Origin of the sequence: Streptomyces sp. URMC 124, from assembly GCF_051386455.1 — a bacterium.
GTDB lineage: Bacteria > Actinomycetota > Actinomycetes > Streptomycetales > Streptomycetaceae > Streptomyces.
The window spans coordinates 1-25762 of sequence record NZ_JBPQTS010000111.1 but is presented as its reverse complement, the minus strand read 5'-3'; the positions used below and the strand labels follow the sequence as shown (position 1 = coordinate 25762).

Genomic DNA, 25762 nt, shown 5'->3' with positions numbered 1-25762 from the left:
GTGGGTCGGGTGCGGGTCAGAACAGGCTGGCAGCGGGGGGAGGGGTGGGGGGCGCGGGTTCGGTGGTTTGGCTGTGCGGCCGGTGGGGTGTTGGCCGCCGTACTCGTGCCGTCACGGATGCGGCTGCGTGAGGAGACCTTGCGCTTCGTCTGTGGCTGAGGGGGAGCGGGCTGCTGCCGCGATGTGGTTCCTGCCGTCGTGGGCGCTTCGCTCAGCGCGCGTCCGTCGTGGCCGAGCGGGCGGCTGTCCCTAGGAGGTGGTTTCTGTGACGGGGTGGTCTGGTGGGGCTGTTGAGGCGCTCAGCCGTCATCCCGGGGCACTTATCCGCCGCCCCTACGCCCCACGCCGGTTGATAACCGCGCCCAAGTGCATCCGCAGCCGGACGAGCAACCACGATGGTGGCGAGCCGAGCGAAGCGCCCACGACGGGCCCCGCCACATCGCGGCAGCAGCCAGCTCCCCGCCGGCCACGGCCGGAGGGACCGGTCTCCTCACGCGCCCGCATCCGTGACGGCGCGAGTACGGCGCCCGGCCTCCCACCCACCGGACAGCCGGCCACGCTCAGACCAGGTGAACAGCCTTGCCGGCCTTGCCGGCCTTGCCGACCCTGCTGCCCCTGACGTCCCGGATCAACGCCCGCAACGCCTCGCGGCTGCCGGTCACGTAGCGCTCCTCGGCCCCGCTCACGGCAACGGCAACGGAAACGGAAACGGCCCGCCCCAGGTGGTCCCGGGGCGGGCGGGCATGCGCTGCAGGTCCGGCTAGTCGGCCTGCGGCCAGTCCCAGCCGAGCTGGAAGAACAGGCCGAGGCGGTCGCTGACCGCCCTGATCTCGGTGATCTTGGCGTCGGCCAGGGTGAGGATCCAGATCGCCTCGTTCTCGAAGCTCCGGCCGGTCGGTTCGGGCATGCGCGGGTGCGTACCCCGGTGGACGCCCTGCTGGGTGACGCGGGCGACGACCTTGTCGCCGTCGGCGATCAGTTCGTCCACGCGCACCGTGAGCGGTTCGAACGCCGCGAGCTGCATGCGCAGGCCCTCGAACGCGGCGCCCGGCTCGTCGGCCTCACCGTGGATGATCTTGTTGTGGTCCACGACGTCGTGCGCCATGAACCGCGGAAGGTCTTCCACGCGGCGGTCGCTGACCGCCTCGAAGAAGCCCAGGACCGCCTTCTTGTTCGCGTCCTCGTCCTCGTTCTCGTTCTCGTTGACGTTCTCGTTGACGTTCTCGTCCACCACGGTGGGCGTCCCCCATCTGATTACCGGTCAGTCAGCGCGGATCCTAGCCAAGGGCCGCACGGCCGCCCACGGCCGCCCGCCCCGCCCCGCGCCACCACCCGTCAGTACAGGCTCAGCAGCGCCTCCACCGCGTCCGGTGCCGGAATCTCGCCGTCCGGCAGGGCGAGCTCGAACCAGACGGTCTTGCCGTGGGGGGTGCGGCGGCTGCCCCACGCCGCGCTCAGCAGGCCGACGAGCTGCAGGCCGCGCCCGCCCTCGTCGGTGTCGCGGGCGCGCCGGCGCCGCGGCTGGACGAGGCCGCCGTCCCAGACCTCGCAGACCAGGGTGCGGTCCAGGAGGAGCCGTAGCCGGATCTCGCCCTCGCCGTACCGCAGGGCGTTGGTGACGAGCTCGCTGACCAGCAGTTCCGTGGTGTCGACCAGGCTCTCCAGGCCCCAGTGCGGGAGCTGCTCGCGGGCGAGTTCGCGGGCGCGGGCGACCGAGCGGGGCTCGGCGGGCAGGGTCCAGTCGCCGACGTGGTCGGCCGGGAGGCCGCGCAGGCGGGCCATGAGGAGGGCGATGTCGTCCTCGCCGTGGTGGGTGTCGAGCGCGCCGAGGACGTGCTCGCAGACCTCTTCCAGGGGGCGGGCGGCGCCGGTGAGGGCATCCTGGAAGGCCTCCAGGCCCTCGTCGAGCGCGTGGTCGCGGGATTCGACGAGGCCGTCGGTGTAGAGGGCGAGCAGCGCGCCGTCCGGCAGGTCGACGACCGTTTCCTCGAAGAGCTCGCCGCCGACGCCGAGCGGCATGCCGGGCGGGACGTCGAGCAGTTCGGCGGGGCCTCCGGCCTGGACCAGGACGGGCGGGAGGTGCCCGGCGTTGGCGATGGTGCAGCGCCGGGTGACGGGGTCGTAGACGGCGTAGACGCAGGTGGCGAGGTAGACCTCGGAGAGGTCGGCGGCGCGCACCCCGCCCCGTACGCCGCGGGTGGAGGACTGCTTGCCGCCGGGGCGGCCGAGGCCGTGGGCGATCTCGTCGAGGGCGGAGAGCACCTCGGCGGGTTCGAGGTCGAGCATGGCCAGGGTGCGCACGGCCGTGCGCAGCTCGCCCATGGCGACGGCGGCGCGCAGGCCGCGGCCCATGACGTCGCCGACGACGAGGGCGGTGCGGTGCCCGGGCAGCTCGATGACGTCGAACCAGTCGCCGCCGACCTCGGTGGCGGCGTTGGCGGGCAGGTAGCGGCAGGCGATCTCCAGGCCCGCGGCCTCGGGGTCGCCGGGGGGCAGCAGGCTGCGCTGGAGGATGACGGCGCGCTCGTGCTCGCGCCGGTAGAGGCGGGCGTTGTCGATGCAGACGGCGGCGCGGGCGGCGAGCTCGACGGCGAGGGCGGTGTCCCGTTCGCCGAAGGGCTCGCTGCCCTTCGTGCGGGAGAACTGTACGAGCCCCACCACGGTGTCGCGGGCGACCATCGGCACGGCGAGCGTGGACTGCACGACGGCACCGAGCTCGGGGCCGTCCTCGCCCTCCCGGCGCGGGATGAACTGCACCTGCGCGGTGCGCAGGGCCGCGGCGCACGGCGAGTGGAAGGGATAGCGGTGCACCTCGCCGACCTGGACGGGCTTCTCGCCGCCGGCCACGGGCGCGCCGGAGACGGCACTGGCGTACGCGACGCGGCGCAGCTCGGCGCTGCCGTCGGAGAGGCCGGGCGGGGCCTCGTCGCCGGCGAGCAGGCCCTGGTAGAGGTCCACGGCGGCGAGGTCGCAGAACTGGGGGACGGCGACGTCCAGCAGTTCGCGGGCGGTGGTCTCCAGGTCCAGGGAGTTGCCGATGCGGGCCCCGGCCTCGTTGAGCAGGGCCAGGTTGCGGCGGACGCCGGCCGCTTCGCGCTCGGCGCGGCGGCGGCGGGTGACGTCGGTGGCGAGCGCGGCGACGCCGATGGGGCGCCCGCTGCCGCTGTGCAGCCGGTAGAGCGAGACCGACCAGCGGCGGCGCTCGCTGTGCCCGGGCACGGGCCCGACGAGCTGGATGTCCGACACGGGCTTTCCGGTGTCGAGGACTTGGCGCAGGGCGGCGGTCAGCCGCTCGGCCTCGCCGCGGGGCAGGAAGTCGTGCGGGGTGCGGCCGCGGTGCCAGTCGGCGGGGCGGCCGAAGGCCTGCGCGAAGCTCTCGTTGACGCGCAGCAGCGTGAGATCGGTGCCGAAGAAGAAGAATCCCAGAGGAGATTGGCCGAAAACGGCTTCGGAGGCCGCGATGTCGGTCTCTATTCCGCGCAGGGCCCGGACGTCGACGGCGACGCAGAGCGCGGCGCGCTCGCCGCGCTCGTTCTGCGTGGGCATCACGTAGATCTCGGCGAGGCCGGACTGCTCGGCGGCGGGCAGGCCGGCGACCGGCTGACCCGCGACCGGTCGACCGGCAACCGGCTGACCGGCGTCCGACTGACCGGCAACCCTCTGGCCGGCAACCGGCTGACCGGCGGCGCTCCGGCCCGTAGCTGACGCTCCGCCACCACTGCCGGGCCCGCTGCCGTGCTCCGGGCCGTCGCCGCCCGCTTCCGCCTGCCGGCCGCCTCGCTGATACGGGATCAGGCCCGTCCACTCGCGCCCGTCGAGGCCGCCCTCGCCGAGGAAGGGGGCGGACGGGTGCGCGCGGCCGTGCCCGTCGGCCGGCGTCAGCACCTCCAGCGGGTCCTTGCCGACGGCGTGCCGTGCCGCTATTCCGAAGAGCTCGGCCGCGCGCTCGCTCCACTGCTCGATCCGCCCGTCGGGCCCGAGGGAGAAGGAGGCGACGCGGATGTAGTCGTAGAGGGATCCGGGAGGGTTGCTCTGCCACATATCCGTGGCGCGCGATCCCTGCTCCGTACCACCCGCCGCACCCGCTGGCTTTTCGCTCACGTGCCCGTCCCCTCCGGCTCATGTGCTCGCACCGGCATCAGAAGGCCGAGTATCCAGCACAGGGGCCCTTCGGAACACGGACTTCACGATCACAGCACGGTCTCAACCCGCTACGAGTCCTTCCCCGGTCAGTGGCCGGGCAGGCTCAGTTCGAACCACACGGTTTTCCCCGTGTTCCCCCGTCGCGTTCCCCAGCGGCGCGATGCGCATGCCACGAGCTGCAGGCCGCGTCCTCCCTCGTCGTCGGGGTGCGCCACGCGCTCGCGGGGCGGGTCGGGTAGGGGATCGGAGACCTCCACCAGAAGGGTGGGGCCCGCGTGGGAGTACATCCGTACTCCGATCGGTCCGCTCGCGTACCGCAGGGAGTTGGTGACGAGCTCGCTGACCAGCAGCACCGTCACGTCGGTGACACCTTCCATACCCCAGTCGTGCAGGGTGTCACGGACGAGGGTGCGCGCCTTCCGGACGGCGCCGGGCTCGGCAGGGAAGCTCCACTCGGCGAAGCCGGGTGTCGACGCCAGGGTCCCCGCGCTGTCGTTCACGCCGACCACTTCCCAGACCGCTGCGGTCCCGCCGGGTTTACCCGGTTCGGGGTGAATAATCAGCACATACCCGGTATGAGGGGCCGACTATCTTCTTCTGCGGTCCGAGGTGGGCGCGCGTGCGGCAGATGGCGTAGCCGCGGCTGCGCGCGGCGCATCCGCGCGCGCGGGAGCGGAGGCGAAAGGGCCCGCTCAGGGCGCCGCGCGCCGCAGCAGGCCCGCGGCGAGCGCCACGGCGGGACGGTCTTGGTCGAGCCAGTCGACCTCGTCCAGCTCGTCCGGGCCGAGCCAGCGCAGCGCGTCGTGATCCTCCAGGGGGCGGGCCTCGCCCGCGAGCAGCTTGGCCGTCCAGACGTGCAGTACGTACGGCGGGCGCAGCGGCCACTCGCCCTGGACGCGCTCCAGCGGCTCGGCCTCCACGCCGAGCTCCTCGCGCAGCTCGCGCACGAGCGCCTGCTCGGCGCTCTCGCCCGGCTCCACCTTGCCGCCGGGCAGCTCCCAGCGGCCGGCGAGCTCGGGCGGAGCGCTCCGCCGTGCGGCGAGCATCCGCCCACCGTCGAACAGGGCAGCCCCCACGACCACGCGCACATCCGTCATACCCAGCAGCGTAGGGGCCTGGCGGCCGGCGCCTGACGGGGGGCCGACGGCACGACGGGGCAGGCGCGCAGCGGCACGGCGCCCGGCCGGGGCGACGACCCGCCGACGCGGGGTCGTCGGCGCGCGACGCCATAGCGCGACAGCGGCCCGGTAGGGCAACGTGGGGCACGGCGGGGGTTAGCACGCGACAGGTCGGCACGGCAGCGATCCGATGCGACAGCGCGGCACAGCCGGGGGTCAGCGCGCGGCAGTGCGGCACGGCAGCGCAGCGCGGGCCCGGCAGCTCAGCGCGAGTGCAGCACGGCAGTGCAGCGCGGGCGCGCACGGCAACCACGGCGCCACCCGGGTCAGCGCGCAGCAGTGCAGCTCGACAGCGCGACACGGTGCGACAACACGGCACAGCCGGGGTCAGCACACGACAGCGCAGGGTGCCAGTGCGGCACGGTGCAGCGACACCGCACCGCCGGGGTCAGCACACGACAGCACGGGGCACGACACGGCAGCACGGGGCCCGGCACTGCAGTACGGCACAGCGGCCCGGCGCAGCCACACCGCACCGCCGGGGTCAGCCCGCGGCAGCGCGACCTTGCGGCACGGCACACTGCAGCACGGCAGCGGCCGGTGCGACAACACAGCACCGCCCGAGCCGGCACGCGACAGCGCGACCCTGCGGCACTTCAGCGGCCCGGCGCAGCCACACCGCACCGCGGGTCAGCCCGCGGCAGCGCGGCCCTGCGGCACGGCACGCAGAGCGGCGACGCGGCAGCGCGGCCGCGTGGCAGCGGTCCGACGCCCGGTGCGGCGCCGCCGGTGCGCCCCGTCGCGGCACCTCACCGCGCGGCGGGAGCATCTGCCGCAGCGGCGGAAAGCTCCCCCTGCCGCGACGGCCGCAGCACCCAGGCCGCCGCAGCACGCAGGCCGCCGCAGCGGCGCCGAGCCCCCGCGGCGCGAGCCCGGCGGAATGACCGCCCGCCGGAGCGGGCACGCGGCCCGGCCGCAGGCCACTGGCAACGACTGGCCACTGGCCACTGGCCGGTGCACCCACGACTGGCGCACCCGCAACCCGCGCACCCGGCGACCGGCGCACCCGCCCTGCCCCGCCGACCGCAGGTCACACGCGGCCGACCCGTTCGACTATGTAGAGCCGGCGGGCGTCGTCGCCGTCGCCGTCGAGCCTGCCGACGACCTTCTCCGCCTCGGTCCTGGTCGCGTAGCGCCCGACGCGGTAGCGGTTGCCGTTCTCGTCCTGGCGGATCACCAGCCATGGCAGGACCGGTCCGCTGTCTGTCATCGCCCCTGCCTTTCCGCCGCGGTGAGCGCCGGCGCACGCCCCTTGGCCATTCCCGGAGAAACCGCAGTACGCATATGCCCGAGCGTACGCCCGACCTTTACGCAGCGGATACGGTTTTTTACGAAGAGGCACGCATTCGGCCACCGGCGCCCGGGGCACGGATGCGAGAAGGGGCGGCCGACGACCCTCACGGGCCCTCGGCCGCCCCTTCGCGGCACGGCAGATCCTGCGGACTACTCCTTCGTCCGCTTCGCCTACTTCGTCATGGAGGGCTCGGAGCGCTCCTCCACGTCGCCGGAGCCTCCCGCAGCCTCCGCCGCCTCGGCAGCCTCCGCGGCGGCCATCTCCTTCTCGGTCTGGACGAGCGTCGGGTTGCGCCAGGCGCTGCGCACGCCCCAGTAGTAGAAGGCGAGGCCGATCAGGGCGACGACGACGATGTCCCAGCCCTGGGCCAGGTAGCCCTTGCCGCCGAACTCGGTGCCGCCGGCCCACGAGACGAAGGCCATGACGAGCAGGTAGGTGACCATCCAGGCGCCGGCCTGCAGGTGCGGCTTGAGCTCGGCCCACGGCTTGCGCAGCTCGTACCAGGCCCAGATCGGCAGACCGATGGCCATGATGAAGATGACCTTGCCGGTCAGCGGCCAGCGGGCCCAGTACATGACCAGGGAGCCGAAGATCATCGCGATGGGGGCGATGACGGGCATGGCCTTCAGCCGGACCGGGCGCTTCATGTCGGGCGCGAGGCGGCGCAGGGACATCACGGCGACGGGGCCGGTGATGTACGAGATGACGGTGGCGACACCGACGATCTCGGCGATCGAGCCCCAGCCGCGGAAGACGGCGAGGAAGACGAACGAGATCACGAGGTTGAGCAGCAGGGCCGGCTTGGGCACACCGGTCTTGGGGTCGACCTTGCCGAAGACCTTCGGCAGGTGACCGTTCTCCTGGACACCGTTGATCATGCGCGAGGTGGTGGCCGCGTAGATCATGCCGGTGCCGGACGGGGAGATGAAGGCGTCCGCGTAGAGCAGCAGCGCGAGCCAGTTCAGGCCCCAGGTGATGGAGAGGTCGGCCAGCGGCGACTTGTAGGCGAGCGTGTTCCAGCCGCCGGAGAGGTCCGCGGCCGGGACGGCCATCAGGAAGGCGACCTGCAGCGCGATGTAGATGACCAGCGCGATCAGGATGGAGCCGACGACGGCCTTCGGCAGCGACTTGCCGGGGTTGCGGGCCTCGCCGGCCATGTTGAGCGGCGACTGGAAGCCGTTGAAGGCCCAGACGATGCCCGCGACGGCGACGGCGCTGAAGACGGCGCTCCAGCCGTTGGGGGCGAAGCCGCCGTGGGCGGAGCCGACGTTGCTGGTGTCGAAGTGCGCGAAGATCAGCGCGCCGGCGGTCAGCGCCGGCACCACGACCTTGAACACGGTGATCGCGTTGTTCGTCTTGGCGAACAGGGTGATCGCGAACCAGTTCAGGAAGAAGTAGAAGACGACCAGGACGCTGGCGGCGGCGAGGCCGGTGCCCGTGAGCTCCTTGCCGTCGAAGAGCTTGCCGGCCCAGTCGAACTTCCACGAGCTCATGTACTGGATCGAGGCGGTCGCCTCACCCGGGATCACGGAGACGATCGCGATCCAGTTCGCCCACGCGGCCATGTACCCGGCGAGCGAGCCGTGCGAGTACTGGCCGTAGCGCACCATGCCGCCGGCCTTGGGGAACATCGAGCCGAGCTCGGTGTAGGTGAGGGCGATGGTCAGCGCCACGATGGCGCCGATGACCCAGGCGAAGATGGCAGCCGGGCCGGCCAGTACGGCGGCACGCTCGGCGCCGAAAAGCCAGCCGGAGCCGATGATCGACCCGAGACCGACGGCCGTCAGGGCCGTCGTGCCCAGGGTCCGGCGGTAATTCGAGTGGGAACCCTGTTCGGTACTCAAGCTCCGGATCTCCTTTTCTCTCTACTCCCCCACGCAGGACACAAACCGCGCCATCGTACGAGCGTTTTGGAGGACCGGATTCCGCGAAAAGCCCCTGACCTGGGCGTATGTGAGTTTTGCAACAGAAAAAATGACCCGATTACATCGGGTCGAAGTGGGACATACCGTGCACTACTTACCCGCGAGTAAAGAGTGACCGGAGAGACCCGGACAGGCCGAAGACGGCGCCGGGACAAGGAGTTCACCCGGGCGCCGCCTTCAGGACACGGCTACTTCACCGGAAGGTGGTAAGCGACGCGGTAGCGGTCGGCCAGGACGACGATCTCGGCCGTCTCCACGGGGCAGCCGCCCGCGAAGTACGTACGCGTGACGACCACGACGCAGTGGCCGGGGACGCCGCCGAGGGCCAGCACCTCCTCCGCGAGCCCGGGCCGGGCGCCGACCTCCTCCGCGACGTTGTCCACGACGAGGTCGATGGCGGCCATCCGCTCGACCACCCCGCGGCCCGCCAGCGGCCCCTCCTCGGGGAGCATCACCGGTGTGCGCCCGGTGACGGACAGGGGCTCCCAGGAGGTGGAGAGCATGACGGGCTCGCCCTGCGCCCGGAAGACGTAGTCCGTGCGCATGGTGCGGTCGCCCGTGGCGATGCGCAGGCGGCGGGCGACGGCGGCGTCGGCCGGGACCTGCTCGCTGCGCGACTCCCAGGTGCCCTTGACCCGGCTGTCCGCCTGCTCCTGGCGGAAGGGCGTCGACTCGCCGGCCGGGCGGTACCCGGTGCGGACGAGGGTGCGCGGCACGGGCTGCTCGCGCACATACGTACCGGACCCGGACCGGCCCTCCACCAGGCCCTCCGCCATCAGGACCTTGCGGGCCTCCAGCGCCACGGTGTCCGAGACGCCGTACTGCTCGCGGATACGGGCCTGGGACGGCAGCCGGGTATGCGGCGGCAACTCACCGGCGACGATCTTCTGACGTAGATCGCCGGCCACTCGAAGGTACGCGGGCTGGTCACCGAAGGCCACGGCCACTCCCAACAGGTTGACAGTCCGCAACAGCTTGGCAACCCTCGGTTGCTGTCCGCAACTCAAGGCCATTGATTCACTAGATGTAGTGAATTGCAGCTCAGCGACGCTTAGTTGGCGGCAGCACTCACGCATGCAGCGGGGACCACCCCGGCACATCCGCAAATATGCACCGGGCGATCCATACCCAGCCCGCACGCCGCAAACACGCTCAGTTACGGGGGTCATCGCCAGGGCCCTGCGACCGGCCTACGAACGGGCACGCCGCGAGGGCGCCCCGACCCCGTGGAAACCGCTCCCTCGACACGGGCAGAGTGGAGATCCTGGCGGGCGCGCCTTCCTGACGCCGTCCGCCGGGAACCGGAACCGGGGCACGCGAAAGGGCCGCACTCGACGAGTGCGGCCCCTCTGCACGGTCGTCAGACGTTGAAGCGGAACTCCACCACGTCGCCGTCCGCCATCACGTACTCCTTGCCCTCCATGCGGGCCTTGCCGGCGGCGCGGGCTTCGGCTACCGAGCCGGCTGCGACCAGGTCGTCGAAGGAGATGACCTCGGCCTTGATGAAGCCCTTCTGGAAGTCGGTGTGGATGACACCGGCCGCCTCGGGGGCCGTGGCGCCCTTCTTGATGGTCCAGGCGCGGGTCTCCTTGGGACCGGCGGTGAGGTAGGTCTGCAGGCCCAGGGTGTCGAAGCCGACGCGGCCGAGGGTGGCGAGGCCGGGCTCGTCCTGGCCCATGGACTGGAGGAGCTCCAGCGCCTCCTCGTCGTCCAGCTCGATGAGCTCGGACTCGATCTTGGCGTTGAGGAAGATGGCCTCGGCCGGGGCGACCAGCGCGCGCTGCTCGTTCTTGAAGTCCTCGTCGACCAGCTCGTCCTCGTCCACGTTGAAGACGTAGAGGAAGGGCTTGGTGGTGAGCAGGTGCAGCTCGTGCAGCAGGTCGCCGCGCTCGGTGCCCTTGGTGATGCCCGCGGAGAAGAGGGTCTGGCCCGACTCCAGGATCGTCTTGGCCTCCTCGACGGCGGCGAGGACGGCGACCTTCTCCTTCTGGAGGCGCGACTCCTTGGTCAGGCGCGGGACCGCCTTCTCGACCGACTGCAGGTCGGCGAGGATCAGCTCGGTGTTGATCGTCTCGATGTCGTCCTTGGGCGAGACCTTGCCGTCGACGTGGACGACGTTCTCATCCTTGAAGGCGCGGATGACCTGGCAGATCGCGTCGGACTCACGGATGTTCGCGAGGAACTTGTTGCCCAGGCCCTCGCCCTCGGAGGCGCCGCGGACGATGCCCGCGATGTCGACGAAGTCGACCGTGGCGGGGAGGATCTTCTGCGAGCCGAAGATCTCGGCGAGGGTCTGCAGCCGGGCGTCGGGGACGCCGACGACGCCCACGTTGGGCTCGATGGTGGCGAACGGGTAGTTGGCCGCCAGCACGTCGTTCTTGGTCAGGGCGTTGAACAGGGTCGACTTGCCGACATTGGGCAGACCGACGATTCCGATCGTGAGCGACACGTGGCGACTTCCCGTAGGTTCCAAAGGGTCCGCGGCCCGTGGCGGGCCGGTCATGGCCCACTGCCGGGCCGGTCATCCAGTCTACGGGTCCCCTCGTGCGGCGGACCCGTACGGACTATCAGTCGAACGTATGGCCAAGGTGGCTCAAACCGCGTGTCCAACGCCGGATTCCTCCCGCTTGTCGACCTAGTTTGGTCGGGTGGAGCAACCCAGCACGCGCACGCCCCAGGGCAAGGCCCGCCGTGTCCCTCCCGTGCCGCGGCCCGCGGCGCCCGTGGGACAGGGCAGGGCCGCAGCCGTCCGCCGGCCCCGCAGCGGGCCTTCCACGCAGCAGCTGCGGGCCCTGGGGAGGCTGCCGGCGCCCCGGCTGACCGGCCTGGGCAGCGGCGTGCTGACCACCGCGTGGATGCTCGGCGTGGGCTGGCTGGACTCCCTGGCGGGCGGCTCCTACGCCTTCTACGGGCTGTGCTTCCTGCTGGCGGGCACCGTGTGCGCGCTGTGGGTGCGCCCGGCCGACCTGGTCACGGCCCCCGTCACCGCCCCCATCGCCTTCGCCGTGGGCGCCGTGCCCCTGGCCGGCGGCGGCGACGGGGCGGGCGGCAAGCTCATGGGCCTGGTCACCCTGCTGTCGCTGAACGCGGGCTGGCTCTACGCGGGCACCCTGCTGACCGCCCTGGTCGCGCTGGCCCGCAGGGTCGTGCTGATCAGGCGGCGGAGACGGGCACGGCTGCGCCGGTCGCAGCGGCAGCAGCCATCGCGGCCCCCACGATCCCCGCGTTGTTCTCCAGCTGCGCAGGCACGATCTCGGCGCTGACGCCCTCGATCAGCGGCAGGAACTTGGCCGCCTTGCGGCTGACGCCGCCGCCGATCACGAACAGCTCGGGCGAGAAGAGCATCTCCACATGGGCCAGGTAGCGCTCCACGCGCCGGGCCCAGTGGTGCCACTTCAGGCCCTCCTCCTCCTTGGCCCGGGTCGAGGCGCGGGTCTCCGCGTCGTGGCCCTGCAGCTCCAGGTGGCCCAGCTCGGTGTTGGCCACGAGCTTGCCGTCGGTGAAGACGGCGCTGCCGATGCCCGTGCCGAAGGTGAGCACGATGACGGTGCCGCGCCGGCCGCGGCCCGCCCCGAAGTGCATCTCGGCAAGGCCCGCGGCGTCGGCGTCGTTGAGCACGGTGACCGGCGCGCCCAGCCGCTCGCCGAGCAGCCCCGAGGCGTCCCGCCCGATCCAGCCCTTGTCGACGTTGGCGGCCGTGCGCGTCGTGCCGCCGACGACCACGCCGGGGAAGGTGGCCCCGACCGGTCCGGCGGAATCGCCGAAGTGCTCCATGACCTGCCGGACGCAGTCGGCGACGGCGTCCGGGGTCGCGGGGTGCGGAGTGAGCACTTTGAACCGCTCCTGGGTGAGCTCGCCCCGCAGCACGTCGACCGGCGCGCCCTTGATGCCCGATCCGCCGATGTCCACGCCGAATACGTTCATGGCCACCACGCTACGGCGTGGTGGCCACGAATGCAGCGGTCTCCGCGCGACCGGATGCCTTACGCGGGCTCGTCCCCGACCAGCCCCGCCGCCTCCGTGCGCAGGTCGCGGCGGAGCTCCTTGGGCAGGGAGAAGGTGATGCTCTCCTGGGCCGCGGTGACGGTCTCCACGTCGCCGTAGCCGCGCTCGGCCAGCCAGTCCAGGACGCCCTCGACGAGGATCTCGGGGACGGAGGCGCCGGAGGTCACGCCGACCGTGGTGACGCCTTCCAGCCATGCCTCGTCGATCTCGTCGGCGTAGTCCACCAGGTGGGCGTCCTTGGCGCCGGCGCCCAGGGCGACCTCGACCAGGCGGACGGAGTTGGAGGAGTTCTTCGAGCCGACGACGATCACCAGATCGGCGTCGGCGCCCATCTGCTTGACCGCGGTCTGCCGGTTCTGCGTGGCGTAGCAGATGTCGTCCGACGGCGGGGAGAGCAGGTTGGGGAACTTCTGCTGCAGTGCGCCGACGGTCTCCATGGTCTCGTCGACCGAGAGCGTGGTCTGGGAGAGCCAGACGACCTTGTCCGGGTCGCGGACCTCGACGTTCTCCACGTCGCCGGGGCCGTCGACCAGGGTGATGTGGTCGGGCGCCTCGCCGCTGGTGCCGATGACCTCCTCGTGGCCCTCGTGGCCGATGAGGAGGATGTCGTAGTCGTCCTTGGCGAAGCGGACGGCTTCCTTGTGGACCTTGGTGACCAGCGGGCAGGTGGCGTCGATCGTGGCGAGCTTGCCGCGCCGGGCCTCCTCGTGGACGACCGGGGCGACGCCGTGCGCGGAGAAGATGACGATGTTGCCCTCGGGCACCTCGGCCGTCTCGTCGACGAAGATCGCGCCCTTCTTCTCCAGGGTCTTCACCACGTACTTGTTGTGGACGATCTCATGACGCACGTAGACGGGGGCGCCGTACTGCTCCAGGGCCTTCTCGACGGCGATCACGGCGCGGTCCACGCCCGCGCAGTAGCCACGGGGGGCGGCGAGGAGGACCTTGCGGGCGGTGGGTGCAGTCATGCCGTCCATCGTAAGGGCCCGCGGCGCCGACCGGCGGCGGGCGGCCGGGTGGGGCACGATGACGGAAGCCGCGATTCCGCCCACTCCGGGAACCGCAGGCGAACCGCCGGCCGACCGCCGGCTCCATCGGCTCCGGATCCCGTCGTCCCTGGGGGCAGCCCATGACCGCACCCGCGACCGCAGCGCCCGGCGGCACCGACGGAAAGCTTCACCGCACCCTCACCTTCCGGGACCTGATCGTCTACGGGATGCTGTTCATCGCCCCCATGGCGCCGGTGGGCATCTTCGGCACGCTGGACGCGAAGTCGCACGGGGCGGTGGCGCTCGTCTACGTCGTCGCGACCGTCGCCATGGCCTTCACCGCCTTCTCGTACGCGCAGATGGTGCGCGTCGCTCCCCAGGCCGGCTCCGTCTACACGTACGCGCGCGTGGGGCTCGGCGAGGGCCCGGGGTTCATCGCCGGCTGGATGGCGCTGCTGGACTACCTGCTGATCCCCGCGGTGGCCTACCTCTTCTCGGGCATCGCCCTGCACGCGCTGGTGCCGTCGGTGTCGCAGTGGGTGTGGACGGCCGGCGCGGTGGCGGTGACGACCGCGCTGAACCTGGCGGGCGTGCGGACGGCCGCCCTCGTGGGCTTCCTGGTGCTCGCCATGGAGATCGCCGTGCTGCTGGTCTTCGTGGCGTGCGCGGTGTTCGCCCTGTCGGAGCACGGAGCTCAGCGCGGCTGGCTGTCGCCGCTGACCGGGGAGGGGGACTTCGCCCCCGAGGCGGTGGTCGCCGCGGTGTCCGTGGCGGTGCTGTCGTACCTGGGCTTCGACGCGATCGCGGCCTTCGCGGAGGAGGCCGCGGGGGGCTCGGAGCGGGTCGCGCGGGCGGTGACGACGTGCCTGGCGGTCGCGGGCGTGCTGTTCGTCGTCCAGACGTACCTGGCGGCCCTCCTGGCCCCCATGACGGCGGCGGAGCTGGCGGCGGACCCGGCCGCGCAGGGCTCGGCCTTCTACGACACGGTGGACTCGGCGACGGGCCGCTGGCTGCACGACCTGGTGGCGGTCAGCAAGGCCGTCGGGGCGGCGTTCGCGGCGCTGGCCGGGCAGGCCGCCTCCGGGCGGCTGCTGTTCGCGATGGCCCGGGACAGGAGGCTGCCGGGGCTGCTGTCGAAGGTGGACCGGGCCTCCGGCGTGCCCCGGATCGCGGTGCTGGGCGCGGCGGCGGTCAACCTCGTGGCGGCGGTCTGGGCGGCGCGGCGGGACGACGGCCTGGACCGCCTGGTGTCGGTGGTGGACGTGGGCGCGCTGGTGGCGTTCGCGCTGCTGCACCTGTCGGTGATCGGCTGGTTCGCGGTCCGCGGACGGGGCCGCGAGCTGAGGCCCGTCCGGCACGTGGTGGTGCCGCTGCTGGGCCTGGCGGTGGTGATCGCGGTGATCGTCGAGGCGTCGCCCACGGCCCAGGTGGTGGGCGGGCTGTGGCTGGTGGCGGGGCTGGGGGTGCTGGGGTCGGAGACGTTCCGCAGGACGACGGGGTGACGGCGGTGTGACGACGCTGCGAGGCCGGCCGTACGGGCCCCGCTGTCGGCACCCCGCACTACGCTCACCCCATGGCCCTCAACACGTCCCCCGACGCCCCCATCCCGGTGGGGCAGGTCTCACGGCTCATCGGCGGCTGGATCGACCGGCTCGGCGCGGTGTGGGTCGAGGGGCAGATCACCCAGCTCTCCCGTCGCCCGGGCGCCGGCGTCGTCTTCCTGACCCTGCGCGACCCGGCGCACGACATCTCGCTGTCCGTCACCTGCTACCGCGCGGTCTTCGACCGGGTCGCCGACATCGTCTCGGAGGGCGCGCGCGTCGTCGTGCACGCCAAGCCCGAGTGGTACGCCCCGCGCGGCCAGCTCTCGCTGCGGGCGGCGGAGATCCGTCCGGTGGGCGTCGGGGAGCTGCTGGCGCGGCTGGAGCAGCTGAAGAAGTCGCTGGCGGCGGAGGGCTTGTTCGCCGCGGAGCGCAAGCGGCCGCTGCCGTTCCTGCCGCAGCTGATCGGCCTGGTGTGCGGCCGCGCCTCGGCCGCCGAGCGGGACGTCCTGGAGAACGCCCGGCACCGCTGGCCGGCCGTCCGCTTCGAGATCCGCAACGTGCCCGTCCAGGGCGTGCAGGCGGTGTCGCGCGTCATCGAGGCCGTCGAGGAGCTCGACAAGGCCCCCGGCGTGGACGTGATCATCGTGGCGCGCGGCGGCGGCAGCGTCGAGGACCTGCTGCCGTTCTCGGACGAGCGCCTGGTGCGGACGGTGGCCGCCTGCCGCACGCCGGTGGTCTCCGCGATCGGTCACGAGCCCGACTCCCCCCTGCTGGACCTGGTCGCGGACCTGCGCGCGTCCACGCCCACGGACGCGGCGAAGCGCGTCGTGCCCGACGTCGGCGAGGAGCTGGTGCGGGTCCGGCAGCTGCGCGAGCGCGCCCTGCGGTGCGTCACCGCGCACCTGGACCGCGAGGAGCGCGGCCTGGCGTCGGTGCGGGCCCGCCCCTGCATGCAGCACCCGCAGCGGATGGTGGAGGAGCGCGAGGACCGGATCGACGCGCTGACGGCCCGGGCGCGCCGCACGCTCGGCCACCTGCTGGACCGCGCGGACTCGGAGCTGTCGCACACGCACGCGCGCGTGGTCGCCCTGTCCCCGGCGGCGACGCTGCGCCGGGGCTACGCCGTGCTGCAGCACGCGGACGGCTCGGTGGTGCGGGACGCCGCGGAGGTGACGGCGGAGGAGGAGCTGCGGGCCCGGGTCGCGGAGGGCGAGTTCACGGTGCGGCCCGTCGCGGGCTCCGTCGCCGGGTCCGCTGTCGTACCCCCCGCTGTCGTACCCCCCGCATAGGCTGGTGGCCATGGCGACGACAACGGATGCGGCGGCGAACGCGCTGGGTTACGAGCAGGCTCGCGACGAGCTGATCGAGGTCGTGCGCCGCCTGGAGGCGGGCGGCACGACGCTGGAGGAGTCGCTGGCGCTGTGGGAGCGCGGCGAGGAGCTGTCGAAGGTGTGCCGGCGCTGGCTGGAGGGCGCGCGGGCGCGGCTGGACGCGGCGCTGGCCTCCGAGGAGGAGGCCGAGGGGGCAGGGGCCGAGGCGGCAGAAGACGCCGGAGAACCCTCCTGACCAGGCAATACGCGGGCGGGGGCGGGTGAACCCCGCCACATTCCCCCCACACCCCACCCCTTTAGTTGAAGTTTCATCTACTTGTCGTACAGTGGATCCCGTAAGCCCTCCCCCCGGGATTTCCGTACGCAAGAAGGTGCACCACCATGTCCCTCGCCCTCGACGCCGCCGCCCAGGACCTGCTCTTCCGTGAGGCGCACACCGCCAACACCTTCTCCGCCGAGCCGGTGACCGACGAGCAGATCCAGGCCGTCTACGACCTGGTCAAGTACGCCCCGACGGCCTTCAACCAGTCGCCGCTGCGCATCGTGCTGATCCGCTCGGAGGAAGCCCGCGAGCGCCTCGCGCCCCTCATGGCCGAGGGCAACCGCGAGAAGACCCGCACCGCACCGCTGGTTGCGATCCTGGCCACGGACAACGAGTTCCACGAGGAGCTGCCGGAGCTGTTCCCGCACTTCCCGCAGGCCAAGGACGTCTTCTTCGCCGAGCGCCCGGTCCGCGAGCAGTCCGCCGCGCTCAACGGCTCGCTGCAGGCCGGCTACTTCATCCTCGGCATCCGCGCCGCGGGCCTGGCCGCCGGCCCGATGACGGGCTTCGACTTCGCGGGCGTCCAGAAGGAGTTCCTGGACGGCGACCACACCCCGCTGATGATCGTCAACATCGGCAAGCCGGGCGAGGGCGCCTCCTACCCCCGCTCGCCGCGCCTGGCCTACGACCAGGTCGTCACCACGGTCTGATCCGGCCGCCCGGTCCGATCGCCCGATCGCAAAAAGCCGCGGGGACGGTCCGCACCGGACCGTCCCCGTTCGCCGTTCCTGCCGGCCGTCGCGCTCCCCCGGCCCCTCCCGGGCCGGGCTCAGCCCTTCTTGGACTTGAGCGCGGCGGCCATCTGCAGGAGCCGCTCCGCGGACGCGGTGCCGGTGACCACCGTGGTCACCCCGCGCTCCTCGCGCACGAGCGCGTTGTACTTCTCGCCCTCGTAGCTGCGCCACGTGGCATCGCCCACGCGCTGCGTCTTGTCCGTCTTCACCGCGCGCTGGCTCACGTCGTCGATGAAGGCGCGGGCCGGGCCGTCGCTCTGCTCGACCGCCACGTACTCCGTGTCCGGGTCGAGGAAGCCCAGGTGCCAGACCGAGCCCTCCTTGCCGCCCGTCCCGCCCGCCCGGTACGAGACGGAGGTGGCGCGCCAGTCGCCACCGAGCCCGTCCGGGGCCGCGACCGGGTACGGCGCCGCGCGCCGCGCCGTGTCGAGCTCGACGCGGTAGTCCACTGTGGGCACCGCGTCCTCGGCCTTGCCCTCGCTGTGCGGGATGAACACGTAGCTGACAAAAGCGACGGGAATGATCACCGCCATCGCGAGCACCATGTTGCGCACGGTCTGCGCCTTGGGATTCCTACCTGCCACGCCCCCATGGTCCCCCATGACCTGGGAGATCTTGACGGCGGCCCCGGCGGCGCGCCGGAGCCCGGGCCCGCGCCCGTCCGGGAGACCTTGACACCGCTCATGCGTGGGGCCCTCTGCTCACTCTCGCAGTAAACAGATAAAGTCATCAGCACCCTCACCTTCTGCCCCTTTCGGGGGAGAGGGGTCCCACGGCCGTCGCCGTACAGAAAGGTGCGCTCCGATGACCGAGCATCATCTGCCGTCCCAGCTCGAGGTCAGCCCCGAGGCTCCCGACCGCAACCTCGCCCTGGAGCTCGTCCGGGTCACCGAGGCCGGCGCCATGGCGTCGGGCCGCTGGGTCGGCCGGGGTGACAAGAACGGCGCGGACGGCGCCGCGGTCAAGGCCATGCGCGCCCTGATCGGCACCGTTTCCATGAACGGTGTCGTCGTCATCGGCGAGGGCGAGAAGGACAACGCCCCCATGCTCTACAACGGCGAGCGCGTCGGTGACGGCACCGGTGCCGAGTGCGACGTGGCCGTCGACCCGGTGGACGGCACGACCCTCACCGCCAAGGGCATGGCCAACGCCGTCTCCGTGATGGCCGTCGCCGACCGCGGCACCATGTTCGACCCGTCCGCGGTGTTCTACATGGACAAGCTGGTCACCGGCCCGGAGGCCGCCGACTTCGTCGACATCGACGCCCCCGTCAAGGTCAACATCCGCCGGATCGCCAAGGCCAAGCACTCCTCCCCCGAGGACGTCACGGTCGTCGTCCTGGACCGCCCCCGCCACGACGGGCTCGTCAAGGAGATCCGCGAGGCCGGCGCCCGCATCAAGTTCATCTCCGACGGCGACGTGGCCGGCGCCATCATGGCCGCCCGCGAGGGCACCGGCGTGGACCTGCTGCTGGGCATCGGCGGCACGCCGGAGGGCATCATCGCGGCCTGCGCGATGAAGTGCCTCGGCGGCACCATCCAGGCCAAGCTGTGGCCCAAGGACGCCGAGGAGCGGCAGCGCGCCCTGGACGCCGGCCACGACCTCGACCGCGTCCTGCACACGAACGACCTGGTCAGCGGCGACAACGTGTTCTTCGTGGCCACCGGCATCACCGACGGCGAGCTGCTGCGCGGCGTGCGCTACCGCGCGGAGACGGCGACGACGCAGTCGCTGGTCATGCGCTCCAAGTCGGGCACGATCCGGCAGATCGACTCCACGCACCGGCTGTCGAAGCTGCGCGCGTACAGCACGGTGGACTTCGAGCGCCCCAGCTGAACGCAGCGGCCGGACGTCCCTGCGGGCGCAGATCCTGCGCCCCGGGGGCCCGCTCGCCCTCACCCACCGGACGGGCCGGAAACGTCGGACGGGCCGGGATCGCGGCCGATCCCGGCCGCGACCGGGCCCGCCCGGCGCCCGAGCCGTCCCGTGCTTCAGCCCGCGGCGGCGATCCGCGTCGTGCGCGCCAGCTCGGCCTCGCGCCGCCGCCGGCGCGCCAGCACCACCCGCCGCTCGGCGGCGGTCAGCCCGCCCCACACCCCGTAGGGCTCCGGCTGCAGCAGGGCGTGCTCGCGGCACTCGACCATCACCGGGCAACGGGCGCACACGCGCTTGGCGGCCTCTTCGCGCGACAGGCGGGCGGCCGTCGGCTCCTTGGATGGTGCGAAGAAGAGCCCGGCTTCATCCCGGCGGCACACCGCCTCCGAATGCCAGGGGCCGGCCTGATCCCGCGCGGACGAAATCCGCGGGGACGGTACGGCGGCTTCCTGCAGGGGCTGATGCGGTAGCAGCACGGTCTACTCCTGACGACGGCTTTTGCGGGGCCGGTTGAGTCACCCTTGCCCGCCTCCACTGCGCACGGCCATTCGCACCGGCAGCCGTGCGAGAGACGATGCACCAAGCTTTACCCGCTGTGCGCGTGCTTATTCACACCGTTGCCATGAGCGGAACGCGGTAACCCGCAGTAAGTTCGCGGTGGTAGGGCGCGCGGCCCACCATCAGCGGCCCGCGCGAAGGTTCTTGAGCCGTTTGCCCCGCTTCGGTTCGGCGTCCACGCCACCGAAGACCGCGAAGCCGGTGACGGAGACGACCGGTGCGTCCGGGTCGGGCGCCTCGACCGTCCGGACGTCGAAACCACCGAAGATCCCGGTGCCGGTGGACCGCAGGGTGACGTTCTCCGGGACCGTGATGTCGACGCTGCCGAAGAGCGAGGTCGCGTTGATGACGATCTCCCGCTGCTCGAAGAACGCCTCGGTCAGGTCGATCTCCACGGCGCCGAACAGCGCGAACGCGTTCGTCCGCCCCCGCACCCGCCAGCGCCCCTTGCGGCTCGCGGCGCCGAAGACGGCGACGAGGTTCTCGGCGGGGCCCGCGCCGGCGGTGTGCGCCGGGGCGGCGTGCGGGCGCGCGGGGGCCTGCGGCCGGGTGCGGCCGTCCGCCGGCAGGTCGCCGACCAGCGGTTCCAGCTCGCCCAGGGTCCTGGCCCGGTAGACGGCGCCGATCCGCTCGGCGTGCTCCTCCGCGGTGATCCGGCCCTCCCCCAGGGCGTCGCGCAGGATGCCGGCGGTCCGGTCGCGGTCGGCGTCGGAGGCGCGCAGCGCGGGCTCCGGCGCCACGGGCCGGCCCGGCCGGGGCTGCTTCTCGAACGATGGCAACGAAGGCTCTTCCACGGGAAGCAGGGTAGCCACAACGCGATAGATCGCGATAGGGGCCGCGCGTCGTAGCGGCATTCCGGCTGGTCGGAGCGGGTGAGGATGCGGGTGAGCCTTACCTCACAAGAAGACTGCCTCCCGCGCGCCCTAGGCTGGTATGCGCTGTCGAGGACGCCAGCCACCACCGCCTGCCGAGTGAGGAATCCGCCGCAATGTCTGCCTCTGAGTTCGCCTATACGGACCTCTTGCCCCTGGGCGAGGACAACACTCCGTACCGCCTGGTCACCTCCGAGGGCGTGTCGACCTTCGAGGCCGACGGCCGCACGTTCCTGAAGGTCGAGCCGGAGGCGCTGCGCAAGCTGGCCGCCGAGGCGATGCACGACATCTCGCACTACCTGCGCCCGGCCCACCTCGCGCAGCTGCGGAAGATCCTCGACGACCCCGAGGCCTCCCCGAACGACCGCTTCGTCGCCCTCGACCTGCTGAAGAACGCCAACATCGCGGCCGCCGGCGTGCTCCCGATGTGCCAGGACACCGGTACGGCGATCGTCATGGGCAAGCGCGGCCAGAACGTGCTCACCGAGGGCGGCGACGAGAAGGCCCTCTCGCACGGCATCTTCGACGCCTACACCAAGCTGAACCTGCGCTACTCGCAGATGGCCCCGCTGACCATGTGGGACGAGAAGAACACCGGCTCCAACCTCCCCGCGCAGATCGAGCTGTACGCGACGGACGGCGGCGCCTACAAGTTCCTCTTCATGGCCAAGGGCGGCGGCTCCGCCAACAAGTCCTTCCTCTTCCAGGAGACGAAGGCCGTGCTCAACGAGGCGAGCATGATGAAGTTCCTGGAGGAGAAGATCCGCTCGCTCGGCACGGCCGCCTGCCCGCCGTACCACCTGGCGATCGTCGTCGGCGGCACCTCGGCCGAGTACGCGCTCAAGACCGCGAAGTACGCCTCCGCGCACTACCTCGACGAGCTGCCGGAGGAGGGCTCCGCGCTCGGCCACGGCTTCCGCGACAAGGAGCTGGAGGACAAGGTCTTCGAGCTGACGCAGAAGATCGGCATCGGCGCCCAGTTCGGCGGCAAGTACTTCTGCCACGACGTGCGCGTCGTCCGCCTCCCGCGCCACGGTGCGTCCTGCCCGGTGGCCATCGCGGTCTCCTGCTCCGCCGACCGCCAGGCGCTCGCGAAGATCACGCCCGAGGGCGTCTTCCTGGAGCAGCTGGAGACGGACCCGGCGCGCTTCCTCCCGGAGACCACCGACGCCGAGCTCAACGGCGGCTCCGCCGCGGGCCTGGAGTCCGAGGGCGACGTCGTCCGCATCGACCTCAACCGGCCCATGGACGAGATCCTCGCCGAGCTGACCAAGTACCCCGTCAAGACCCGCCTCTCGCTGACCGGACCGCTCGTCGTGGCCCGCGACATCGCACATGCGAAGATCAAGGAGCGGCTGGACGCGGGCGAGGAGATGCCCCAGTACCTCAAGGACCACCCGGTCTACTACGCCGGCCCGGCCAAGACCCCCGAGGGTTACGCCTCCGGCTCCTTCGGCCCGACGACGGCCGGCCGCATGGACTCCTACGTCGAGCAGTTCCAGGCCGCGGGCGGCTCCAAGGTGATGCTCGCCAAGGGCAACCGCAGCAAGCAGGTCACCGACGCGTGCGGCAGCCACGGCGGCTTCTACCTCGGCTCGATCGGCGGCCCGGCGGCGCGCCTGGCCCAGGACTGCATCAAGAAGGTCGAGGTCGTCGAGTACGAGGAGCTCGGCATGGAGGCGGTCTGGAAGATCGAGGTCGAGGACTTCCCGGCGTTCATCGTCGTGGACGACAAGGGCAACGACTTCTTCGTCGACCCGGCCCCCGCGCCGACCTTCACGTCGATCCCGGTGCGGAGTTCCTGAACCACGGCGCTTCCCCGCGCCCTTCAAGGGGCGCGGGGAACTGCGCGACCAGCCCCCGCCGGAGCGTCAGACGAAACGCTGGCCCGCCGATCCGTCGCACTTCTGCAGCCGTACGGGGTCCTTCGCCGATGCCAGCGTCAGGCACAGGTCCGGCGCGGCCTCGGGCCGGTACCCGTCACCGCTGCGCGTGAAGCGCTGGTTGCCGGCCCCGTGGCAGTTCCACAGCACCACGGCCGCCCCCGCCACGTACTTCCCGCCGGGAACGTCCACGCACCGGTCGTGCGACAGCGCCGTCCGCAGCGCCTTGGTGCCCGCGTCGTACGCCCACTGCTGGTTGCGGCTGCCCGTGCAGTCCCAGCCGCCGACCGTGGTCCCGTTGCGGCTGCTCGCCCCGTACGCGTCGACGCACGTGCCCGTGGCCTCGTTCTTCAGCGTCCGGAACGCGTCGTCCCAGCCGCCTTCGCGCAGGACGGGCTTCCCGGTGCTCGCCGGGTCGGCGCAGCCCCCTTCGCGGTAGCCGGCCTGGTAGAGCTGGCTCAGGCAGGACGCGAACGCGCCGTGCCCGCGGACGTTGGGGTGGAAGGACTGCCGCACCGAGTTCTCGTTGGGCGGGAAGGGGTTGGACAGGTCGACGTAGAGGCCGCGCGCCCAGGCGTCCTCCATGCAGACCTCGTGCCCGTGGAAGAGGCGCGAGTTGTCGAGGTAGACCGCGCCCGTGTCGCGCGCGGCCTTGCGCATGCCGCGCTCGAAGGCGGGGACGGCGTGGTTGCGGCCCCAGGCGGCGTCGGAGGTGTGGCCGACGCAGCCGCCGGGGAGCTTGCCGGGGAAGGAGGGGTTGTCCTCGAAGTCGGGGCCGATGGGGCTCGGGTAGCCCATGAGGACGAGCCGGTAGTCGCCGTCGGCGTATCCGGCGTCCTTCATCACGGTGCGCAGGTCCCGCACGGTCTGCTCGACCTTGGGGACGAGGCCGTCGACGCGCGCCTGCCAGCCGGGGGCGTATTTGGGCTCGCAGGTGCCCTGGAGGGTCAGGTAGCGGGTGACGCAGTCGGTCATGACGGGCCCGAACTGCAGGTCGTCGTTGGCGCCGGCGACGAGCAGGACCATCTTCACGCGGGTGTTGCGGGCCTTGACGGCGAGGGCGTCGCTCTGGACGAGCTCGTCGGCGTACTGCTTGCTGCCGCCGATGCGGATGTTGGCGGTGGAGGCACCGGAGCAGGCGACGTTGTAGGTGACGTCGGCGGGGATCGTGGTGCGGTGGATGGCGGCGTCGGGCGAGCGGTGGCACCAGTTGGCGGGCCCGTTGGTGCCCGGTTCGTAGGTGCCGACGCCTTCGCCGGAGATCTCGCTGTCGCCGAGCGAGAGGAGTGAGGTCTTGCGCTGCTCCAGGGGCCGCTCGGCGGCGTCCCCGTAGAGCTTGACGGCTTCCGCGGCGCGGATCTTCTCCAGTTCGGGCGACAGGGGCGTCGCGGCGGCGGGTGCGTGCGGCGCGGTGGCCGCGTGGGCGGTGGGTCCGGTGACAGCGAGGCCGCCGAGCGCCGCGGCGAACGCGGCGACGGCGGCGAGTGAACAGCGCAGGGTGGGTCTGCGTGTCATGGTGCCTCCCCGATTTCAGTTGTTACCCGCGGTATTTACTAGGCGGTAGTGCTTTTTGGGAACACCGTGAACCGGACAAACGCTTGGTGTGTCAGGAGGTAGTGACGATGACCGATGGTGAGCAGTACCGGATCGAGCACGACTCGATGGGCGAGGTCCGGGTCCCGGCGGACGCCAAGTGGCGGGCGCAGACCCAGCGCGCGGTGGAGAACTTCCCCATCAGCGGGCAGCGCCTGGAGCGGGCGCACATCGAGGCGCTGGCCCGGATCAAGGCTGCCGCGGCCAAGGTCAACGCCGAGCTGGGCGTGGTGGAGGCGGACGTCGCGGAGGCGATCGAGGGCGCGGCCGCCGAGGTCGCCGAGGGCCGCTGGGACGACCACTTCCCCGTGGACGTCTTCCAGACGGGCTCCGGCACGTCCTCCAACATGAACACGAACGAGGTCGTCGCCACCCTGGCGAGCGAGCGCCTGGGCCGCCCGGTGCATCCCAACGACCATGTGAACGCGTCGCAGAGCTCCAACGACGTCTTCCCCTCCAGCATCCACATCGCGGCGACGGCCGCCGTCACGCGCGACCTGATCCCCGCGCTGGAGCACCTCGCGGCGTCCCTGGAGCGCAAGGCCGCGGAGTTCGCCGAGGTCGTCAAGTCCGGCCGCACGCACCTGATGGACGCCACCCCGGTGACGCTGGGCCAGGAGTTCGGCGGGTACGCGGCCCAGGTCCGCTACGGCGTCGAGCGGCTGCGGGCCTCGCTGCCGCGCCTGGCCGAACTCCCCCTGGGCGGCACGGCCGTGGGCACGGGCATCAACACCCCGCCCGGCTTCTCCGCGGCCGTCATCGCCGAGGTCGCCCGCGCCACGGGGCTGCCGCTGACGGAGGCGCGCGACCACTTCGAGGCGCAGGGCGCGCGCGACGGCCTGGTGGAGACCAGCGGCCAGCTGCGCACGGTCGCCGTCGGCCTCACCAAGATCGCGAACGACCTGCGCTGGATGGGCTCGGGCCCGCGCGCCGGACTGGCCGAGATCAACCTGCCGGACCTGCAGCCGGGCTCCTCGATCATGCCGGGCAAGGTCAACCCGGTCATCTGCGAGGCCGTCCTGATGGTGGCCGCCCAGGTCACCGGCAACGACGCGACGGTCGCGGCCGCGGGCGCCGCCGGGAACTTCGAGCTCAACGTGATGCTCCCGGTGATGGCGAAGAACGTCCTGGAGTCGGTGCGGCTGCTCGCCAACGCCTCCCGGCTGCTGGCCGACCGCACCGTCGACGGCATCACGGCCAACGTGGAACGGGCCCGCGAGTACGCCGAGTCCTCCCCGTCGGTCGTCACACCCCTCAACCGCTACATCGGCTACGAGGAGGCGGCGAAGGTGGCCAAGAGGTCCCTCGCCGAGCGGAAGACGATCCGCGAGACCGTCCTCGACGGCGGCTACGTGGACCGCGGGCTGCTCACCCTGGAACAGCTCGACGAGGCCCTCGACGTCCTGCGCATGACGCGCCCGTCCTGACCCTCGTGACGCGGCGGGGGGCCCCGATGTGGATGCTGGAGGGGAAGACGTCGTTGGAGCTCTGCGACGCGTTCACATGGTCGTTGGGA

Annotated in this window: 23 protein-coding genes; 8 read left to right on the top strand and 15 right to left on the bottom strand. The window is 72.0% G+C overall.

Translation table 11 applies throughout. The features are described from left to right. Nucleotides 1-560: 560 nt before the first annotated feature. The 9 genes from ACSNOG_RS22080 to ychF all read right to left on the bottom strand — a co-directional run bounded on the left by ACSNOG_RS22080 (nucleotide 561) and on the right by ychF (nucleotide 10989). Complete coding sequence (locus tag ACSNOG_RS22080; protein WP_436754422.1) at nucleotides 561-686, bottom strand: hypothetical protein; 126 nt, start codon at nucleotides 684-686, stop codon at nucleotides 561-563. Between the two features lie 74 nt (nucleotides 687-760). Beyond that, entirely contained in the window at nucleotides 761-1234 is a 474-nt protein-coding gene (locus tag ACSNOG_RS22075) for an ester cyclase (RefSeq protein WP_436754421.1), read from the bottom strand. A gap of 101 nt (nucleotides 1235-1335) precedes the next feature. After that, nucleotides 1336-4041, bottom strand: a complete 2706-nt coding sequence (locus ACSNOG_RS22070; RefSeq protein ID WP_436754424.1) for a SpoIIE family protein phosphatase — start codon at nucleotides 4039-4041, stop codon at nucleotides 1336-1338. Between the two features lie 188 nt (nucleotides 4042-4229). Further along, nucleotides 4230-4652 (bottom strand): ATP-binding protein, encoded by a 423-nt coding sequence (locus ACSNOG_RS22065; RefSeq protein ID WP_436754423.1) that lies wholly within the window; start codon nucleotides 4650-4652, stop codon nucleotides 4230-4232. 183 nt (nucleotides 4653-4835) lie between these two features. Further along, complete coding sequence (locus ACSNOG_RS22060) at nucleotides 4836-5240, bottom strand: (deoxy)nucleoside triphosphate pyrophosphohydrolase (RefSeq protein ID WP_436754420.1); 405 nt, start codon at nucleotides 5238-5240, stop codon at nucleotides 4836-4838. 1111 nt (nucleotides 5241-6351) lie between these two features. Continuing rightward, on the bottom strand, nucleotides 6352-6531 hold the full coding sequence (locus ACSNOG_RS22055) for an SPOR domain-containing protein (RefSeq protein ID WP_436754419.1): 180 nt from the start codon (nucleotides 6529-6531) through the stop codon (nucleotides 6352-6354). A gap of 254 nt (nucleotides 6532-6785) precedes the next feature. Continuing rightward, the gene (locus ACSNOG_RS22050; RefSeq protein ID WP_436754418.1) at nucleotides 6786-8459 is read right to left on the bottom strand and encodes an APC family permease; all 1674 of its coding nucleotides are present in this window, start codon (nucleotides 8457-8459) and stop codon (nucleotides 6786-6788) included. A gap of 269 nt (nucleotides 8460-8728) precedes the next feature. After that, nucleotides 8729-9481: a GntR family transcriptional regulator gene (locus tag ACSNOG_RS22045; protein WP_336004671.1), complete on the bottom strand. Its 753-nt coding sequence runs from the start codon at nucleotides 9479-9481 to the stop codon at nucleotides 8729-8731. Nucleotides 9482-9900: 419 nt separating this feature from the next. Next, nucleotides 9901-10989 (bottom strand): redox-regulated ATPase YchF, encoded by a 1089-nt coding sequence (ychF, locus tag ACSNOG_RS22040; RefSeq protein ID WP_436754417.1) that lies wholly within the window; start codon nucleotides 10987-10989, stop codon nucleotides 9901-9903. Nucleotides 10990-11188: 199 nt separating this feature from the next. On the opposite strand from ychF, the gene ACSNOG_RS22035 reads away from it, so the two are divergent. Then, entirely contained in the window at nucleotides 11189-11803 is a 615-nt protein-coding gene (locus tag ACSNOG_RS22035) for a DUF6542 domain-containing protein (protein WP_436754416.1), read from the top strand. Here ACSNOG_RS22035 and ppgK read toward each other — a convergent pair. Together ppgK and ACSNOG_RS22025 are read right to left on the bottom strand one after the other, a co-directional pair. Continuing rightward, entirely contained in the window at nucleotides 11694-12464 is a 771-nt protein-coding gene (gene ppgK / locus ACSNOG_RS22030) for a polyphosphate--glucose phosphotransferase (RefSeq protein ID WP_436754415.1), read from the bottom strand. The two genes, ACSNOG_RS22035 and ppgK, sit on opposite strands and share 110 nt — an antisense overlap. A 59-nt stretch (nucleotides 12465-12523) precedes the next feature. Then, nucleotides 12524-13513 (bottom strand): 4-hydroxy-3-methylbut-2-enyl diphosphate reductase, encoded by a 990-nt coding sequence (locus tag ACSNOG_RS22025; protein ID WP_436754414.1) that lies wholly within the window; start codon nucleotides 13511-13513, stop codon nucleotides 12524-12526. Nucleotides 13514-13674: 161 nt separating this feature from the next. Between ACSNOG_RS22025 and ACSNOG_RS22020 the strand changes: the two genes are divergently transcribed. From ACSNOG_RS22020 to ACSNOG_RS22005, 4 genes are all read left to right on the top strand, one after another. Next, nucleotides 13675-15036 (top strand): APC family permease, encoded by a 1362-nt coding sequence (locus ACSNOG_RS22020; protein WP_436754413.1) that lies wholly within the window; start codon nucleotides 13675-13677, stop codon nucleotides 15034-15036. Nucleotides 15037-15107: 71 nt separating this feature from the next. Beyond that, nucleotides 15108-16367 carry an exodeoxyribonuclease VII large subunit gene (gene xseA / locus ACSNOG_RS22015; RefSeq protein ID WP_436754412.1) on the top strand — a complete coding sequence of 420 codons (1260 nt, stop codon included), beginning with the start codon at nucleotides 15108-15110 and terminating at the stop codon, nucleotides 16365-16367. A 10-nt stretch (nucleotides 16368-16377) separates the two neighbouring features. Then, complete coding sequence (locus ACSNOG_RS22010) at nucleotides 16378-16644, top strand: exodeoxyribonuclease VII small subunit (protein WP_436754411.1); 267 nt, start codon at nucleotides 16378-16380, stop codon at nucleotides 16642-16644. A 146-nt stretch (nucleotides 16645-16790) separates the two neighbouring features. Next, nucleotides 16791-17381, top strand: a complete 591-nt coding sequence (locus ACSNOG_RS22005) for a malonic semialdehyde reductase (protein WP_436754410.1) — start codon at nucleotides 16791-16793, stop codon at nucleotides 17379-17381. A gap of 119 nt (nucleotides 17382-17500) precedes the next feature. Here the strand turns inward: ACSNOG_RS22005 and ACSNOG_RS22000 are convergent, their stop codons facing one another. Beyond that, on the bottom strand, nucleotides 17501-18049 hold the full coding sequence (locus ACSNOG_RS22000) for a DUF4245 domain-containing protein (protein ID WP_436754409.1): 549 nt from the start codon (nucleotides 18047-18049) through the stop codon (nucleotides 17501-17503). Between the two features lie 220 nt (nucleotides 18050-18269). On the opposite strand from ACSNOG_RS22000, the gene glpX reads away from it, so the two are divergent. Beyond that, a complete protein-coding gene (gene glpX / locus ACSNOG_RS21995; RefSeq protein ID WP_436754408.1) occupies nucleotides 18270-19301 on the top strand; it encodes a class II fructose-bisphosphatase in 1032 nt (343 codons plus the stop codon). A gap of 155 nt (nucleotides 19302-19456) precedes the next feature. On the opposite strand, the gene ACSNOG_RS21990 is transcribed toward glpX, so the two are convergent. Continuing rightward, nucleotides 19457-19816 (bottom strand): WhiB family transcriptional regulator, encoded by a 360-nt coding sequence (locus tag ACSNOG_RS21990; protein ID WP_436754407.1) that lies wholly within the window; start codon nucleotides 19814-19816, stop codon nucleotides 19457-19459. Between the two features lie 204 nt (nucleotides 19817-20020). Continuing rightward, entirely contained in the window at nucleotides 20021-20692 is a 672-nt protein-coding gene (locus tag ACSNOG_RS21985; protein WP_436754406.1) for a DUF1707 SHOCT-like domain-containing protein, read from the bottom strand. A 194-nt stretch (nucleotides 20693-20886) separates the two neighbouring features. Here ACSNOG_RS21985 and ACSNOG_RS21980 point away from each other — a divergent pair, with 194 nt between their 5' ends. Then, entirely contained in the window at nucleotides 20887-22575 is a 1689-nt protein-coding gene (locus tag ACSNOG_RS21980; RefSeq protein ID WP_436754405.1) for a fumarate hydratase, read from the top strand. 66 nt (nucleotides 22576-22641) lie between these two features. Here ACSNOG_RS21980 and ACSNOG_RS21975 read toward each other — a convergent pair whose 3' ends face one another. After that, on the bottom strand, nucleotides 22642-24168 hold the full coding sequence (locus ACSNOG_RS21975; RefSeq protein WP_436754404.1) for a ricin-type beta-trefoil lectin domain protein: 1527 nt from the start codon (nucleotides 24166-24168) through the stop codon (nucleotides 22642-22644). Nucleotides 24169-24275: 107 nt separating this feature from the next. Here ACSNOG_RS21975 and ACSNOG_RS21970 point away from each other — a divergent pair, with 107 nt between their 5' ends. Then, nucleotides 24276-25673: a class II fumarate hydratase gene (locus ACSNOG_RS21970; protein ID WP_436754403.1), complete on the top strand. Its 1398-nt coding sequence runs from the start codon at nucleotides 24276-24278 to the stop codon at nucleotides 25671-25673. The last annotated feature ends 89 nt before the right edge of the window (nucleotides 25674-25762 follow it).